This window comes from Mesorhizobium sp. AR07 (assembly GCF_024746815.1).
GTDB lineage: Bacteria > Pseudomonadota > Alphaproteobacteria > Rhizobiales > Rhizobiaceae > Mesorhizobium.
Genome location: NZ_CP080525.1, coordinates 3,342,501 through 3,358,614 on the forward strand (window position 1 = coordinate 3,342,501; position 16,114 = coordinate 3,358,614).

The 16,114-nt window shown below is 63.6% G+C and carries 11 protein-coding genes (1 of these 11 running past the window's edge); 2 read left to right on the forward strand and 9 right to left on the reverse strand.

Annotated elements, in window-relative coordinates:
- Positions 1-1,763 carry the 3' portion of a M23 family metallopeptidase gene (locus BPNPMPFG_RS17065; RefSeq protein WP_258589904.1) on the forward strand. Its footprint begins 208 nt before the window's first position, so the window shows 1,763 of its 1,971 coding nt (coding positions 209-1,971); its start codon lies beyond the left edge, outside the window; the stop codon is at positions 1,761-1,763.
- Positions 1,764-1,793: 30 nt separating this feature from the next.
- On the opposite strand, the gene BPNPMPFG_RS17070 is transcribed toward BPNPMPFG_RS17065, so the two are convergent.
- Positions 1,794-3,353 (reverse strand): MFS transporter, encoded by a 1,560-nt coding sequence (locus BPNPMPFG_RS17070; protein WP_258589905.1) that lies wholly within the window; start codon positions 3,351-3,353, stop codon positions 1,794-1,796.
- A gap of 151 nt (positions 3,354-3,504) precedes the next feature.
- Between BPNPMPFG_RS17070 and BPNPMPFG_RS17075 the strand changes: the two genes are divergently transcribed.
- Positions 3,505-4,137, forward strand: coding sequence for a TMEM175 family protein (locus tag BPNPMPFG_RS17075; protein WP_258589906.1), 633 nt, complete (start codon positions 3,505-3,507; stop codon positions 4,135-4,137).
- 16 nt (positions 4,138-4,153) lie between these two features.
- Here BPNPMPFG_RS17075 and BPNPMPFG_RS17080 read toward each other — a convergent pair whose 3' ends face one another.
- The 8 genes from BPNPMPFG_RS17080 to BPNPMPFG_RS17115 form a co-directional block, all read right to left on the reverse strand.
- Entirely contained in the window at positions 4,154-5,647 is a 1,494-nt protein-coding gene (locus tag BPNPMPFG_RS17080) for a L,D-transpeptidase family protein (protein WP_258596792.1), read from the reverse strand.
- A 151-nt stretch (positions 5,648-5,798) separates the two neighbouring features.
- On the reverse strand, positions 5,799-6,164 hold the full coding sequence (locus BPNPMPFG_RS17085) for an MmcQ/YjbR family DNA-binding protein (RefSeq protein ID WP_258589907.1): 366 nt from the start codon (positions 6,162-6,164) through the stop codon (positions 5,799-5,801).
- A 57-nt stretch (positions 6,165-6,221) separates the two neighbouring features.
- Entirely contained in the window at positions 6,222-8,828 is a 2,607-nt protein-coding gene (gene clpB / locus BPNPMPFG_RS17090) for an ATP-dependent chaperone ClpB (RefSeq protein WP_258589908.1), read from the reverse strand.
- A 219-nt stretch (positions 8,829-9,047) separates the two neighbouring features.
- A complete protein-coding gene (locus BPNPMPFG_RS17095; RefSeq protein ID WP_258589909.1) occupies positions 9,048-10,004 on the reverse strand; it encodes a DUF4167 domain-containing protein in 957 nt (318 codons plus the stop codon).
- A gap of 304 nt (positions 10,005-10,308) precedes the next feature.
- Complete coding sequence (gene prmC / locus BPNPMPFG_RS17100) at positions 10,309-11,184, reverse strand: peptide chain release factor N(5)-glutamine methyltransferase (protein ID WP_258589910.1); 876 nt, start codon at positions 11,182-11,184, stop codon at positions 10,309-10,311.
- Entirely contained in the window at positions 11,177-12,256 is a 1,080-nt protein-coding gene (gene prfA / locus BPNPMPFG_RS17105; protein ID WP_258589911.1) for a peptide chain release factor 1, read from the reverse strand. Before prfA ends, prmC begins: the two co-directional genes overlap by 8 nt.
- A 10-nt stretch (positions 12,257-12,266) precedes the next feature.
- Positions 12,267-14,537 carry a phosphoenolpyruvate--protein phosphotransferase gene (gene ptsP, locus BPNPMPFG_RS17110; RefSeq protein ID WP_258589912.1) on the reverse strand — a complete coding sequence of 757 codons (2,271 nt, stop codon included), beginning with the start codon at positions 14,535-14,537 and terminating at the stop codon, positions 12,267-12,269.
- A gap of 83 nt (positions 14,538-14,620) precedes the next feature.
- On the reverse strand, positions 14,621-15,874 hold the full coding sequence (locus BPNPMPFG_RS17115; protein WP_111548892.1) for an aspartate kinase: 1,254 nt from the start codon (positions 15,872-15,874) through the stop codon (positions 14,621-14,623).
- Between the last annotated feature and the right edge of the window lie 240 nt (positions 15,875-16,114).

Here is a 16,114-nt window from a genome sequence, read left to right on the forward strand (position 1 = left end):
TCGCCGAAATGATCAGCCTTGCCAACAATGGCGATTCCGGCGAGGTGGCCAAGACGACAAGGCTGGTGGCGCCGCGCCAGATCGCCAAGGCCAAGGACCGCCGCCGCATGGAAGTGTCGATGGTCACCAAGGTCGGCGACCGCGACGTCATCCACACCATGCCTTTCGTGCAGATCAAGATGGCGCTCGCCGCCGGCCACACCACCAGTCGCGCCTACCCGCCCTTCGACCCGATGCAGGTGTTTGGCGACGACAGCGACGACAGTGCGGCGCAGCCGGCGACAGCCTCGGCCGCTTCCGGACAAATCTACGGCGCCAAGGTCGAAAGCGAGATGAGCCTGAAGACCGTCGATTTCCCGATCGAGACGGCCGCCTTCGACGAAAAGAGCGACCTGTCCGCCGACGAGGTGGAAAAGGTGGTGCGCGAAGCCGGCACCGGCCTCAGCGATGGCGCCGTGCAGGTCGCTTCACTCCATTATGTCGACCCGCAGCGTTTCGGCGAAGCCTTTGCCGAGAGCATGGCTGGCTCCTACGACGTCAAGATCGTGCCGGAAAACGTCTCGGTGGCTCCGCGCGCCGCCGCCGACGACCAGGCGCCGACTTTCGCCGAGGAAATCATCCCCTTCACCAAGGATCTCGACGTCACCGAAGCCCTTGCTGATTCGGGCTATACGGGCGAAGACGCCACCGGCATGGCCGAAGCGATCGCCAAGCTGTTGAACGCCACGGCGCTCAAGGCTGGAACCGTGCTGCGTGTCGGTCTCGAAGTCCACGGCGATGCCGCCAAGGTGGTTCGTACCAGCGTCTACGACAAGACCACGCATATCGTCACCATCGCGCTCGACGATCGCGGCCAGTATGTGCCGGCGCAGGAACCGGATCCCAATCCCGAATTGCTGACCGCCTTCGATGATTCGTCGGCCCCGGTGGTGGTGCGCGGCAACCTGCCCAACGTCTATGACGGCATCTACCGCGCCGCCTATTCCTACGGCATGTCCAAGGCGATGACCCAGCGGCTGATCAAGCTGCTGGCTTCCGACGTCGACTTCCAGTCCCGGCTCAACCCCGCCGACCGTATCGAAGTGCTGTTCTCGCAGCCCGATGGCGATGATCAGACCTCCGACAACTCGGAACTTCTGTTTGTCTCGGCGACGTTCGGCGGCACGACGCGCAACTTCTACCGCTTCCAGATGCAGGATGGCAGCACCGACTATTTCGATGAGGACGGCTCGAGCGCCCAGCAATTCCTGCTGCGCAACCCCCTGCCCGCCGGAAAATTCCGCTCCGGTTTCGGCGCCCGCAAACATCCGATCCTCGGCTATGTCCGCATGCACACCGGCGTCGACTGGGCCGCTCCCATCGGCACGCCGATCATTGCCGCCGGCAATGGCGTCGTCGAGAAGGTCGGCTGGGCCGGCGGCTACGGCAAGCAGATCATCATCCGTCATGCCAATGGCTACGAGACCTCATACAATCACCAGAGCGCCTTTGCCAAAGGCATCGAAGAGGGCGTGCGCGTGCGCCAGGGGCAGACCATCGGCTATCTCGGCCAGACCGGCCTCGCCACCGGCCCGCATCTTCACTATGAGCTGATCGTCAACGGCACCAAGGTTGATCCGATGCGTGTCCGCCTGCCGGTCGGCAAGGTGCTGAAGGGCGACGACCTCGTCGCCTTCAAGCGCGAACGCGAGCGCATCGACGACCTGTTGAAGCAGGAAGACAGCGATTCGCTGAAGGTTGCGAGCGCCAAGATCGACGGTTGATCCGTCGGTTTTCTAGCTTTGACTACGTTCTCAGCCTTGCTGATTTTCCGCACGCCACGGCCATGGCAGCCGCTGACCGGAAATGGTCGTCCACGCGATAACAGCCGACAGCAGGCAAAGCAGCGCCGTCACCGAAGACACGGCGGAAAACGCCGCGTCACTGGCGGCGAGCCTTGCCGCATCGAGTGCCGGCGCAAGTCCGGCTTGTAACGGTTCGCCGAAGCCAGGCACGCCGGTCGTTGCATTCCCATCCAGTGCATTGGCGTAGACCCAGGCGGCAAGCGAGCCCATCGCCGCCACCGCGATCAGGCCGCCGATGCGCGAGACGGCATTGTTTATGCCGGAGGCGGCACCGGTATCCTTGTCTTCCACCGCCGTCATGATCGCCGTCGACAGCGGCGACACGACAAGCGCCATGCCGAGCCCCATCAGCGCCATCAGCGGGAATGTTCCCGTCCAGAAATTGTGGATGCCGGCATGGGTGAGCATGGCAAGTCCGGCAAAGGCGAAAGCCACGACGAGGCTGCCGCAGGCGATCGGAAAGCGCGGCCCGATCCGGTCCGACAACTGGCCGACCGGTCCCGACAAAAGCGCGATCGATGCCGACAGGGGCAGGAAGATGAAGCCGACCTCCGCCGTGCTCAGTCCCCAGCCGGCGATCAGCAGCATCGGCAGATAGAAAAGATTGGCCGACAGCGCGAAATAGAGGAAGAACGTTGCGACATTGGCGCCGGCGAAAGCGCCGACGCGAAACAACGACAGGTCGATCATCGGCTCCCGCTGCCGGAGTTCGAAGACGATGAAGACAGCCAGCAACACGACGCCGGCGGCAATGCTCGGCCCCGACATGTGGCCCTCGCCGCTGGCGCTCATCGAGGTCAGTCCATAGGCGAGCGCGCCGAAGGCCAATGTCGCGAGCGCGGCACCGCCAAGATCCAGGCTGCGTTTCTCCGTTGGCGCGTCGGCTGGAATCTTCGCCAGCAGAAGATAGATCGAGATCAGGCCGAGCGGCAGGTTGATGGCGAAGATCGCCCGCCAGATGCCGTCGCCGAAAGCCGACAGCACGAAGCCGCCGAACACCGGGCCAAGTGCTGTCGTCAGCGCCGAAGCCGCCGCCCAGATGCCGATCGCCCGGCCGCGTTCCTTTTTCGGGTAGGCCTTGGCGATGATGGCGAGGCTGCCCGGCACCATGATCGCAGCACCAATGCCCTGGAGGGCACGAAATGCGATCAGCACCACCGCATTCGGTGCCAGCGCGCAGGCAAGCGAGGCGACAATGAACAGCGCAATGCCCGCCACGAAGGCGCGGCGCAGCCCGAACCGATCGCCGGCAGCACCTCCGGCAAGGATCAGCGCCGACAGCGTCAACGCATAGGCATTGGAAATCCACTGTGCCTCGGCAAGGCTGGCGCCAAGGTTGACGCGGATCGCCGGCATGGCAATGGCCAGGATCGAACCGTCGATGAAGCCAAGCGCGGAGGCCAGGATTGCCGCGATCAGCACGAATCGTCGCTGCGATTGCGGACAGAACGTCCCGTTCGTGACCGGGCTGGTCAGCGGGACGGCGGCGGCTTCGCTTGGTGAATGCATGGAGCCTTGCTTAGACCGCATACGCCTTGGCAACAACCGGCCAGTGGCTTGCCGTCATTGAAACCAGCCGCATGGCCAGGAGCACGCCTGTCCAGGTGCAAATAGCGGCAGTCATGCTAGGTTTTCTGGAAATTTCAGACGGGGAGAAACGATGAAGCGGCCACTCGAAGCATCGGCGGAGGGGCGCGGCCGTATCGTCGGCATCACTGACGGGGTGTTCGCCATCGCACTCACCCTGATCGTCCTCGAGATCAGGGTGCCGGCGCACGAGGCGATCCATTCGGAGCGCGATCTGCTTGCCGCGATCGCCGCACTGGCGCCACGCTTCCTGACCTATGCCTTGAGCTTTCTGACGCTGACCATCTTCTGGTTCGGCCAGCAGGCGCAACATGGGCTGATCGCCAGATCCGACCGGCGACTTGCCACGCTGAACCTCTGCTTTCTCGCTTTCATCGCCCTGCTGCCGTTCTCGACCGATTTTTTGGCCGACTTCCTCGAATTCAGAACAGCGGTCCTGGTCTACTGGCTCAACCTGCTGATGCTTGGCATCACGCTGTTCGCCAGCTGGCGTTACGCGGAGAAAAGCGGCTTCCTGGCAGAGGGCGTCGATGCGGGAACCAAACGCACGGTCTACCTGCGTATCGTCAAGGCGCAGATCCTATGGGCGATCGGTGCGGCACTGTGCCTGATCACCCCGTTGCTCAGCGTCGGATTCATTCTGGTGGTGCAACTGATCTACGCGGCAACCCCGAGCGCGAAGTGGGTGCGCAGGATCATCGGCTGACGCGTCTCGGGCGCGCCTACTCGACGAACTCAACGGTGACGCCCGGCGACACCAGCTTGGCCAGTTCCCGCGCATCCCAGTTGGTCAGGCGCACGCAGCCATGGCTTTCGGTCTTGCCGATCTTCGACGGTTCCGGGGTGCCATGGATGCCATAGGTCGGCTTGTCCAGGGCGATCCAGACCGAACCGACCGGGCCGTTCGGACCCGGCGGAATGGTCAGGACCTTGTCGTTTTGGCCCTGTTTGAAATTGATGTTTGGGTTGTAGGTGTAGTTCGGATCGAGCGCGACGCGCGTCACCGTGTGGATACCGGTTGGCGACGGCGTATCCGACGAACCGATTGTGGCCGGATAGGCAGCCACCAGCTTGCCGCCCGCATCATAGGCGAAAACCTCTTTCTTGCCCTTGTCGGCGACGATGCGGGCAACCGGCGTCGAGACGAGTTTGCCGAAATTGGCGACCTTGATGATCGTGCCGGGGCGATTGAAGTTGGCGTCCGGGTTGAGCGCCTTGAGATAGTTCTCGTCCATGTGGAAGCGCTCCGCCAGCGCTTCGGTCACCGAGGTATAGCCCATGCGATCGAGCTGCGCCTTCTGGCTGTAGTCTTCCGGAATCGAGGCGACATAGGGGCCGGCCGCATCTTCCGCTGTGATGGTGTAGTTGGCGAAGGCATCGCCGCCGGTTTGCGCAAGTGCTGCCTGGATGCCGACCGCATCGGTCGATCGCAGATTGCTGCCGGTGATCTGGTTGTAGGCGGCAAGTGCCTTGTCGACATTCGAACCGAATCGCCCGTCGATGACGCCGGGCGAAGCGCCGCCCCGGTCGAGCAGCACCTGCAGTGCCGCGACATCCTGGCGTGCTCCAAGCGAAAGCGACGGTGCTACGGTGGTCTTGCCGCCGGCCTTGGGCGGCAGTCCCGCCTGATCGGCGGGTGCTGCCTGTTCGGCGGGGAATGCCGGCTGGGCGGGTTCTATGGAAGCCTCGTTCAGCGGCTGGCGCTTGATGGTGCGCGGCTCTGCCGGCTGCGGCGCATCGGGATAATTGTTGTCGTAGCTGCCGTCGTCCTGCGGTGGCGGCGGATAGGCTTCCACGGAATTGTCACCGTAGGGATCGTATCCGTCCGCCGGCGGCGCGATGACCCGGCCTCCCTCTTCCAGCTGCTTACGGCGGAATCGCGCCATGTCTTGCGGATCGTCGAGATAGTAGCGATCATTGTTATCGGGCGCCCGGCCCAACTCGCGCAGCCTTGTCTCGCGGCGCAACGCGCGCCTGTCGAGCCGCGTCTGCGGCGGCTGGATGGCGATGACCTTGCCGGTATCGGCATCGACGATGACGCGATTGCCCCTGGCGTCGTAATAGATGTCGAGGTTGCCGTCCTGGGCGACAAGGACGCCACCAGTCGTGGCGGCGCGGACAACAATTGGTTCATTGTCCTGCGTCGGCGCGGCGAGCGCGCCAGAAGACACAAGCCCAGCGGCGAGCACCGAGAGGGTGAAGATCGTGCGGAACATGGTGGCCAAACTCTCCGGTCCGTAATTGCCGTCGCCCGGCAGTGTCCCTGTACGGCGAACCCCTTCGCCAGCAAACCATTCGCCCAGCATAAAGTTCCAACATGAACCGGGCATGAAGATGGCAGTTTTCCGGCGCCTCGATGAATATCAGCTAGCTCGCCGCAAGCCCCAATTCCTTGCGTGCCTGCTTGGTCAGCTTCAGGGCAACAAGGCGATGGCTCTCGCGCAGATAGTCCTTCAGCGCACCATCATCCATGCTCTGGCTTGTCTGACGCTGGATCCATGTCATTCCGCGCGAAGCAAGATAGGGTGCCGGCCGCAGGCCCGGCTGCTCCTTCAGCACATCATAAGCGATGTCGGAACATTTGAAGGTGACGAAAAGCTGCTGGCCCTGGTCCCAGCCGCCGATCGCGAAGACCTTGGCGCCGACCTTCCAGACATGGGCGCCACCCCACTGGACGACATGTGTCGTCGAAGGCAGCGAGGCGCAGAAGCCGTTGTAGTCGTCCAGCGTCATCCGCGCCCTCATCTGTGTGGAAACGCCGCGCGTCCGGGATGGACGCGCGGCGCTGGATCAGGCTGCCGCCTCGGCCGCGACGAGCGTCGGCTTCGAGCGGAAGTTCAGCCGGTCGGAACCGGCCGTCACCTTGACTGTCGAGCCGTCGAGGATGTCGCCGAGCAGGATCTTCTCCGCCAGCGGGTCCTGCAGTTCCTTCTGCATCACCCGCTTCAGCGGCCGCGCGCCATAGGCCGGGTCGTAACCCTTGGCCGCCAGCCAGTCGATCGCCTCCTGGTCCAGCGAAAGGGTGATCTTGCGATCGACAAGCAGGCTTTCCAGCCGCTTGAGCTGGATCTTGACGATGCGGCCCATATCCTGCCGGCGCAGCCGGTGGAACAGGATCACCTCGTCGACGCGGTTGAGGAACTCGGGCCGGAACGATGCCTTGACGACATTCATCACCTCGTCACGGACCTGGTCGACATCCTGGTCCTCGCCGAGATTGACGAGATATTCGGCGCCGAGGTTAGACGTCATGATGATCAGCGTGTTGCGGAAGTCGACGGTGCGGCCCTGACCATCGGTCAGGCGGCCGTCATCGAGCACCTGCAGCAGCACGTTGAACACGTCCGGATGCGCCTTCTCGATCTCGTCGAACAGGACGACCTGGTAGGGTCGGCGTCGCACCGCTTCGGTCAGCGCACCACCCTCCTCATAGCCGACATAGCCGGGAGGCGCGCCGATCAGCCGGGCGACGGAGTGCTTTTCCATGAACTCCGACATGTCTATGCGCACCATGGCGCTTTCGTCGTCGAACAGGAAGTTCGCCAGTGCCTTGGTCAGTTCGGTCTTGCCGACGCCTGTCGGCCCGAGGAACATGAACGAGCCGATCGGCCGGTTCGGGTCCTGCAAGCCGGCACGCGCCCGCCGCACGGCCTTTGAGACGGCTTGTACCGCCTCGCCCTGGCCGACGACGCGCTTGCCGATCTCGTCTTCCATGCGTAACAGCTTGTCGCGCTCGCCCTGCAGCATCTTGTCGACCGGAATGCCGGTCCAGCGCGAGACGATATGGGCGACATGGTCGGGGGTGACCACCTCTTCGACCATGCCGACCTTGCCGTCCTGGGCTTCGGCGTCCTTCAGCCTCTTTTCCAGTTCCGGAATCTTGCCATAGGCAAGCTCGCCGGCGCGCTGGAATTCACCCTTGCGCTGGGCAATGGCAAGCTCGTTGCGCGCCTCGTCGAGCTGCTTCTTCAGGTCGGCGGCCAGGCCGAGCTTCTGCTTCTCGGCCTGCCACTTGGTGGTGATCTCGGTCGATTCCTCCTCGAGGCCGACAAGTTCCTTTTCCAGGCGGGCGAGCCGGTCCTTCGACGCATCGTCCGTCTCGACCTTCAGCGCCTCGCGCTCGATCTTGAGCTGCATGATGCGGCGATCGATCTCGTCGAGTGCTTCGGGCTTGGAATCGACCTGCATGCGCAGCCGCGACGCGGCTTCGTCGACGAGGTCGATCGCCTTGTCGGGCAGGAACCGATCAGCGATGTAGCGGTTGGACAGCGTCGCCGCCGCCACCAGCGCCGAATCCGAGATGCGCACCTTGTGGTGCTGTTCGTATTTTTCCTTCAGGCCGCGCAGGATCGAGACGGTGTCTTCCACCGTCGGCTCATCGACGAAGACCGGCTGGAAACGCCGGGCAAGAGCTGCATCCTTCTCGACATGCTTGCGATATTCGTCGAGCGTGGTCGCACCGACGCAATGAAGCTCGCCGCGCGCCAGCGCCGGCTTCAACAGGTTCGACGCATCCATGGCGCCATCCGCCTTGCCGGCGCCGACCAGCGTGTGCATCTCATCGATGAACAGGATGATCCCGCCAGCAGCGGAGGTGACTTCCGAAAGGACGGCTTTCAGCCGCTCCTCGAACTCGCCACGGTATTTGGCGCCAGCGATCAGCGCGCCCATGTCGAGCGCCATCAATTGCTTGTCCTTCAGCGATTCCGGCACGTCGCCATTGACGATGCGCAGCGCTAGACCTTCGGCGATCGCCGTCTTGCCGACGCCCGGTTCGCCGATCAGCACCGGATTGTTCTTGGTGCGGCGCGACAGCACCTGGATGGTGCGGCGGATTTCGTCGTCGCGGCCGATGACCGGATCGAGCTTGCCGGCACGGGCATCGGCGGTCAGGTCGCGCGCATATTTCTTCAGCGCGTCGTAGCTCTGTTCGGCACTCGCCGAATCGGCGGTGCGACCCTTGCGGACATCGTTGATGACCTGGTTGAGCGCTTGTGCAGTGACGCCGGCCTTGGCCAGGATGTCGGCGGTCTTGGCCGATTTCTCCATGGCGAGCGCCTGCAGGAGCCGCTCGACGGTGACAAAGCTGTCGCCGGCCTTCTTGGCCAGCTCCTCAGCGGTCGAGAACACTTTGGCCAGCGGCTGCGCCAGATAGAGCTGGCCATTGCCGCCTTCGACCTTGGGCATCGCTTCGAGCGCCGTCTCGACGCCAAGCTTGACGTCGCGGACGTTGCCACCGGCGCGTTCGATCAGGGACGCGGCCAGGCCCTCGTCGTCATCGACGAGCACTTTGAGCATTTGTTCAGGGGTGAATTGCTGGTGGTTGCGGGAGAGCGCCATGGTCTGCGCGGACTGGATGAAGCCGCGCACGCGCTCGGAGTATTTCTCAAGGTTCATATCTGTCTCCTTCCATCACCGGCCCGCTTTGCGGCACCGGATCCGATTGCGGTGACGGACCCGCCCATTCGAGCCGGGTCCAGTTGAGGCTGATATGGTGCACAGGCCCCGAACCCTCAAGACGTCTCGACATCGGCAACCGCATAATATTGCACGGCCGCGCAAACGAAAACGGCGGAGATTTCTCTCCGCCGTCCAACGTCTCGAAATGTCGTTCGATCAGTTGTCGATATCGACCTTGACCGGTTCGGCATTGCCGCTGTCGACCGGGGCCGCGGCCACCTCGCCGGCACTGGCATCGGCGCTACCACCCTCGACCTGATCGGCACTGACGCGCGGACGGCGCGGACGCCTCGGGCGACGGGCAGCACCGCTTTCGGCGGCCGCCTCGTTGAGCTCGGCCTGGGCGGCAAGACCTGCCGGCGACAGGTTCTCGAACAGCGGAGCCGGTTCGGCTATCGCAACGGATTCGGCAGATTCGGTCGGCGAAGCGGCTTCGGCCTGGATCGCGGTCTCGTTGCGCTGGGGCTGGCCGCCCTGCTCGGCGGCCGAAGCAAAGTCGCGCTGGCCATTCTGGCCATAACCGCCATTGGGGCGACGATCGCGATTGCGTCCGCCATTGTTGTCGCGGCCGCCATTGTTGCGCCCGCCATTGTCACGCCCGCTATTGTTATCACGAGTGTCGCGGCCGTTTTCCCGGTTCAGCGCGACCTCGGCCGGCATGCCTTCGATGACCGGCTGCGGACCGGCGCCATGGTTGACCACCGGAACCTGGGTATCGGAAATTGTGTTGCTGTTGTTGCCGCCATTGTCGAAGTCGTCGCGATCCTCGTCGCCGTCATCGTCGAAATCATCGCGATTCTGCTGCGCGTTCTGGATCGGCATCTGCGCCTGCGCGGCCGCGATGATGCGATTGTAGTGTTCGGCGTGCTGGAGATAGTTCTCCGCCATGACCCGGTCGCCGGAGCTGTGCGCGTCACGGGCAAGGGTGGCGTATTTTTCGGCGATCTGCTGAGCCGAACCGCGGATTTTCACGTCCGGGCCGTTGCTCTCGTAATTGCGCGTCAGGGGGTTTGGCCCCTTGCGGTTGTTGTTGTTGCTATTGTTATTGTTGCCACCGCCGCCGCCATTGTTGTTGCGACCGCGCATGCGCCTGTTCTGCTGTTGTGGCCTCATCAAACTCTCTTCATTTTGAAATTTTCGAAAAACTCTTCACGAACGGAGGCGCTCATGCAGCCAGCCGTTTCGTTTCTTCACCGGCGTTCGCCCGCATCGATTGCGTTGGCGCCACGTGCCATCCTGTTCCGGTTACATCACTTGCCGGACGATTCCCGCACGAAGCTTGGGCATCGTTTGCGCAAGAAGGCAGCTATTTCCAAGGAAAACCGAATCGCTAAGAGCACTGCCTGCTTCGTCTCATCCGGTTAAGGCGACCCTAGCCGCATTCCCCGGCATTGCCAAGCGCTTTTTTTGCACTGCGTCAAGGCTTTGTGCTTTCAAAGACAACAACCCTGTCGTTTCCCCCAAGGTCACGAAAAGCACCGCCCGGCACGTAGCCGGCAGCCGTGAATATCTCCGAAACCTCGTTGTGCTGCGTGTGGCCGATCTCGACCGCAATCCTGCCTTCAGTTTCCAAAAACCTTGCCGCCTCCGCGGCGATGATCCTGTAGGGGTTCAGACCGTCCACGCCACCATCCAAGGCTAGGCGCGGGTCGAAATTGCGGACTTCGTCCTGCAGATTTCCAATGTCTTCGGACTGTATATAGGGAGGGTTTGCGGCAATTACATGGTAGCGGCCGGAAACTTTTTCGAACCAGTCTGACTGGAGCGCCGTGAACCGGCCGGCAAGGCCCAGTTGCCGGGCATTGCGGGTCGCCGTCGCCAGCGCGCCAGCGGACATATCGACGCCGGTGGCGATCGCCGTCGGCACGACGCTGAGCAGCGCCAGGGCGATGGCGCCGGTGCCGGTGCCCAGATCGAGGATACGACATTCGCCTTCCCGGACTGCCACTGCCCTGACGAAAGGCAGCATCGCCTCGACCAGCGTTTCGGTATCCGGCCGCGGCTCCAGCGTTTCCGGCGACAGCGACAGCCGCAAACCGTAGAAGTCACGATAGCCAAGGATGCGGTGCACCGGTTCGCCGCCGATGCGCCGTCTCAAGGCATCATCGATTGCCGCAATGGTGCTTGCGTCGATCTTGCGCTCCGGATCGGCAATCGCCTGGGTGCGGGTCGTGCCGGAAAAATGCTCGACGATCAGCCTTGCATCGAGCCCCGGATCATCGACAGCGGCGCCGGCAAGCCGGGCCTGTGCTTGCCGCAACAGTGGCCCCAGCGCTTCCGGCAGGCTAGCCATCGATGCCGATGTCGGCGAGCAGCTTCGACTGACGATCGGCGATCAGCGCATCGATCACTTCGTCGAGTTCGCCCATCATCACCCGGTCGAGCTTATAGAGCGTCAGGTTGATGCGGTGGTCGGTGACACGGCCTTGCGGGAAATTGTAGGTGCGGATGCGTTCCGAACGGTCGCCGGAGCCGACCTGCGACTTGCGCGATTCGGAGCGCTCCTCGTCGGCCCTGCTGCGCTCCAAATCATAGAGGCGGGCGCGCAGGATCTGCATCGCCTTCGCCCGGTTCTGATGCTGCGACTTTTCCGCCTGAACCACCATGATGCCGGTCGGCAAATGGGTGATGCGAACAGCCGAATCGGTGGTGTTGACGTGCTGGCCGCCCGAGCCCGAGGCGCGCATCGTATCGATGCGGATATCTTCGGCCCTGATGTCGATGTCGACCTCTTCGGCTTCCGGCAGGACGGCGACGGTGGCGGCCGAAGTGTGGATGCGCCCGCTCGCCTCGGTCGCCGGCACGCGCTGCACGCGGTGCACGCCGGATTCGAATTTCAGATGCGCAAAGACGCCCTTGCCCGAGATCGTGGCGATGATTTCCTTGTAGCCGCCGGCATCGCCATCGCTGGCCGACACCGTCTCGAACCGCCAGCCGCGGTCGGCAGCGTAGCGCTCATACATGCGAAACAGGTCGCCGGCGAAAAGGGCCGCCTCATCGCCGCCGGTGCCGGCGCGGATTTCGAGAATGGCGTTCTTGTCGTCGGCGGCATCCTTGGGCAGCAGCAGGATCTGGATGTCCTTCTGCAGCGTCTCGATGCGTTCCTCGACCTCCGGCAGGTCGGCCTCCGCCAGGGCCCGCATCTCGGCATCGGTGCCCTTGTCGGCGAGCATGGCTTCCAGGTCGGCCTGCTCATGCTCGGCCGAGCGCAGCGCCCTGACCTTGGCCACCATGTCCTGAATCTCTGCGTATTCCGACGCCATGCGCACATAGGCATCCGGTGCCGGGCCAGCCGACATCTGCGCTTCGAGCATCTCGAAACGCTTGACGACTTGATCCATACGATCGCGGGGCAAATTGACCATGATGAGGATGCTACAATGGGATCGAACGGTCGTCGGCAAAGGCCTGCAGCAGCGCCCGCATCGGCAGCCCCTGCGCCGGCGCCATCAGATTGTCGTCGAAGAACGCCTTCAACTCATCCAGCGGCAGTTCCGTCAGCATCGCCTTGACGGGGCCGATCGAGGCCGGCGACATCGAGATCGAGCGGAAGCCGAGACCGATCAGCGCCATCGCCGAGATCGGCTTGCCGGCGAGTTCGCCGCACAGCGTCACAGGCGTATGGTTGCGCACGCCGGCATCGGCGATCTGCTTCAGGACGCGCAGGAACGGCGCCGACAGCGTATCGAAGCGGTTGGCCAATTGCGTGTTGCCGCGGTCGACGGCCATGACGAACTGGAATAGATCGTTCGATCCGACCGAGACGAAGTCGACGGCTTTCATCAATTCGTCGAGCTGGAACAGAAGCGACGGCACTTCCAGCATCGCGCCCAGCTTGAGGCTGGTCGGCAAATGATGGGCAAAACGCGAAAGGTGCCGCACCTCACGGTCAATGATCTCGCGCGCCTGGGCGATCTCGCCAAGCTCGGTCACCATCGGCAGCATCAGCTTCAATTCGCGTCCGCCGCTGGCCTTGAGCAAGGCGCGGATCTGGGTGCGCAGCAGCCCCGGTCGGTCAAGCGTCAGGCGAATCGCCCGCCATCCGAGCGCCGGGTTCTCCTCCTGGATCGCACCCTTGAAATAGGGCAGCACCTTGTCGCCACCGATATCGATGGTGCGGAAGGTGACCGGCTTGCCGCGCGCCGCCTCGAGCACGTCGCGATAGAGCTTTTCCTGAGCTTCGGCACGCGGAAACGTCGAGGCGACCATGAACTGCAGTTCGGTGCGGAACAGGCCGATGCCGGCCGCGCCCGCCTCGGCAAGCTGCGGCAGGTCGACGGCAAGCCCGGCATTCATCAACAAATCGACCTGGACGCCATCCCTGGTCATCGACGGCTTCTTGCGCAGCTCGCGATAGACCTCTTGCCGGCGCGCCCGGAACCGCACCTTTTCGGCATAGGCGGCTTCAAGATCGGGCTGCGGCCGTAAATGGACCGCGCCCTCTTCGCCGTCGACGATGATGGCATCGCCGTTTTCCGCCATGGAAACGGCGCCCTTCATCTGGCCGGCGACAGGAATGCCCATGGCACGCGCGACGATGACGACGTGGCTGGTGGCCGCGCCATCCTCCAGCACCAGCCCGCGCAGCTTGTCCCGGGGATAGTCGAGCAGCTCTGCGGCACCCATCGAACGGGCGACGATGATGGCGTCCTTCGGCAGCGATGCGGCGACATCCTCCGGCCCGCGCCCCATCAGCTGGCGCAGCAACCGGTTGGCGAGGTCGTCGAAGTCGCTCATCCGCTCGCGCAGATAGGGATCGGTCATGTGCAGCATGCGGGCGCGCATGTCGCTCTGCACCTTTTCCACCGCTGCTTCCGCCGTGAGCCCGTTGCGGATCGCCTCTTCCAGGCGGCGCACCCAGCCGCGATCGTTGGCGAACATGCGATAGGCTTCCAGAACCTGGCGATGTTCGCCCTCGAAGGCGACGTCGCGGCGTTCCAGCATGTCGTCGATGGAGAGCCTGAGCGAGCCGAGCGAGGTCTCGAGCCGGCGGACCTCTTCCTCGCTATCCTCGTTGAACAAATTGGTGACGACGATGCGCGGCTCATGCAGCACGACATGGCCAAGTCCGACGCCGTCGTTGAAGGACAGGCCGGTGAAGCTGGCCGGACGGCGCAGGTCGAGTTCGAGGCCGGGCCGGGTCAGCCGCGCCAGATCGCCGGTGGCGATCATCTCGGCGATGACCATCGCGGTCGTTTCCAGCGCCTCGACCTCGTCGTCGCGGTAGTGGCGCATGGTCTTGTTCTGCACCACCAGCACGCCCAGCGTGCGCCCTGCCCTCAGCACCGGCACACCGAGGAAGGAGTTGTAGATCTCCTCCCCGGTCTCCGGCAGATAGGCGAAGGCCGGGTGTTCCTGGGCATTCGAGAGGTTGAGCGGCCGTGCGCTGGCGGCAATCGTGCCGACCAGGCCTTGCCCCAGCCTGAGCTGCGCCAGGTGGACGGCGTTCGGGTTCAAGCCTTCGGTGGCGTAGAGTTCGAGCACCGAATCGGCGCGCAGCACATAGAGCGAGCAAACTTCCGCGACCATGTTGGAGGCGATATCGCGCACGATCCGGTCAAGCCGCTCCTGCGGCTCCAGCGGCTCCTGCATGAGCTCGCGGAGCCGTTTCAGCAAAACGCGCGGGCCACTGGCCTGATCACGCATCGCGGCTTCTTCTCCAATGGGCATGTTGCCCGCCGCAGTTTCCACCGCGACCGGCGCGCACGCAACAACTCAAATCGTTCTCGCTACTGCTTATCCAGACCGTAGACGGAATGCAAAGTACGAACCGCAAGTTCGGTGTACGGACCGTCGATCAGTATCGAAATCTTGATCTCGGAGGTCGTGATGGCGCGGATGTTGATAGAACGGTCGGCCAGCGCCTTGAAAGCGGTGGCGGCGACGCCGGCATGGCTCCTCATGCCGATGCCGATGACCGAAACCTTCGACATGCCGGCTTCCGACTGCACGACATCGTAGCCGATCGAGGCTTTCAGGCGCTCGAGCACGGCCAGCGCCTTGTCGACATCGCCCGACGGCACGGTGAAGGTCATGTCGGTGAACTTGCCGTCCTCGGAAATGTTCTGGACGATCATGTCGACATTGATGTTGGCCTCGGCCAGCGGCCCGAAGATGCCGGCGGCGACGCCCGGCCGGTCGCCGACACGGCGCAGCGATATCTGCGCTTCGTCCTTGGCATAGGCAATTCCGGTGACGACCTGCTGTTCCACGATCTCTTCCTCGTCGCAAATGAGCGTTCCGGGCGGATTGAGCAAATCCCCCATTCCGGGCGCATCGGGATCGTCGAAGGACGACCGCACGAAGGTACGCACCCTGTGCACCATGGCAAGCTCGACCGAACGCACCTGCAGAACCTTGGCGCCGAGCGAGGCCATTTCAAGCATTTCCTCGAACGAGATCTTGGCCAGCCGCCGCGCCTTGGGCTCGATGCGCGGATCGGTGGTGTAGACCCCGTCGACGTCGGTGTAGATGTCGCAACGATCGGCCTTGACCGCTGCAGCGATCGCGACCGCGCTGGTGTCGGAGCCGCCACGGCCAAGCGTGGCGATGCGATTGTCCGGGCCGATGCCCTGGAATCCGGCGATCACCGCCACCTGGCCCTCACCGAAACGCTTGATCAGGAACGCGCCGTCGATGTCCAGGATGCGCGCCGCGCCATGCGCGTTGTCGGTCTTGATCGGGATCTGCCAGCCCTGCCAGGAGCGGGCATGCACGCCCATGTTCTGCAAGGTGATTGCCAACAAGCCGGCCGTGACCTGTTCGCCGGAAGCGACGACCGCGTCATATTCGCGTGCATCATGCATCGGCGAGGCCTCGCGCGTCCAGCCGACCAGTTCATTGGTCTTGCCGGCCATCGCCGAAACCACGACGGCCACCTCATGGCCAGCATCGACCTCGCGTTTGACGTGACGCGCCACATTGCGGATGCGGGCGATGTCGGCGACGGAGGTTCCGCCGAATTTCATCACGATGCGCGCCATGGAAGCGAAATGCCTTTGACTGAAGCCGGACCCCAGCCCAAAAGCGGAATCCGGAAAAGCGGAAGGCCGGCTGACGCCGGCCGCTGAATGCGCGGCCTCCTTAGCCAAATGATGAAGCTTTCGCAAGGCTGGCGGCGGATTGCCGGCTTCAAGAAGACGGCATATTGCGTTCCGGGCCGCCGCCGCTTACCAAATGCTGCCCGCGGGGAAATCCTTTTGGTCCGGCATAACAGATGATTG

Coding starts and splice junctions, on each gene's coding strand:
- BPNPMPFG_RS17070 (WP_258589905.1), bottom strand. CDS start 3,353: ATGCATTCACCAAGCGAAGCCGCCGCCGTCCCGCTGACCAGCCCGGTC.
- BPNPMPFG_RS17075 (WP_258589906.1), top strand. CDS start 3,505: ATGAAGCGGCCACTCGAAGCATCGGCGGAGGGGCGCGGCCGTATCGTC.
- BPNPMPFG_RS17080 (WP_258596792.1), bottom strand. CDS start 5,647: ATGTTCCGCACGATCTTCACCCTCTCGGTGCTCGCCGCTGGGCTTGTG.
- BPNPMPFG_RS17085 (WP_258589907.1), bottom strand. CDS start 6,164: ATGACGCTGGACGACTACAACGGCTTCTGCGCCTCGCTGCCTTCGACG.
- clpB (WP_258589908.1), bottom strand. CDS start 8,828: ATGAACCTTGAGAAATACTCCGAGCGCGTGCGCGGCTTCATCCAGTCC.
- BPNPMPFG_RS17095 (WP_258589909.1), bottom strand. CDS start 10,004: ATGAGGCCACAACAGCAGAACAGGCGCATGCGCGGTCGCAACAACAAT.
- prmC (WP_258589910.1), bottom strand. CDS start 11,184: ATGGCTAGCCTGCCGGAAGCGCTGGGGCCACTGTTGCGGCAAGCACAG.
- prfA (WP_258589911.1), bottom strand. CDS start 12,256: ATGGTCAATTTGCCCCGCGATCGTATGGATCAAGTCGTCAAGCGTTTC.
- ptsP (WP_258589912.1), bottom strand. CDS start 14,537: ATGCGTGATCAGGCCAGTGGCCCGCGCGTTTTGCTGAAACGGCTCCGC.
- BPNPMPFG_RS17115 (WP_111548892.1), bottom strand. CDS start 15,874: ATGGCGCGCATCGTGATGAAATTCGGCGGAACCTCCGTCGCCGACATC.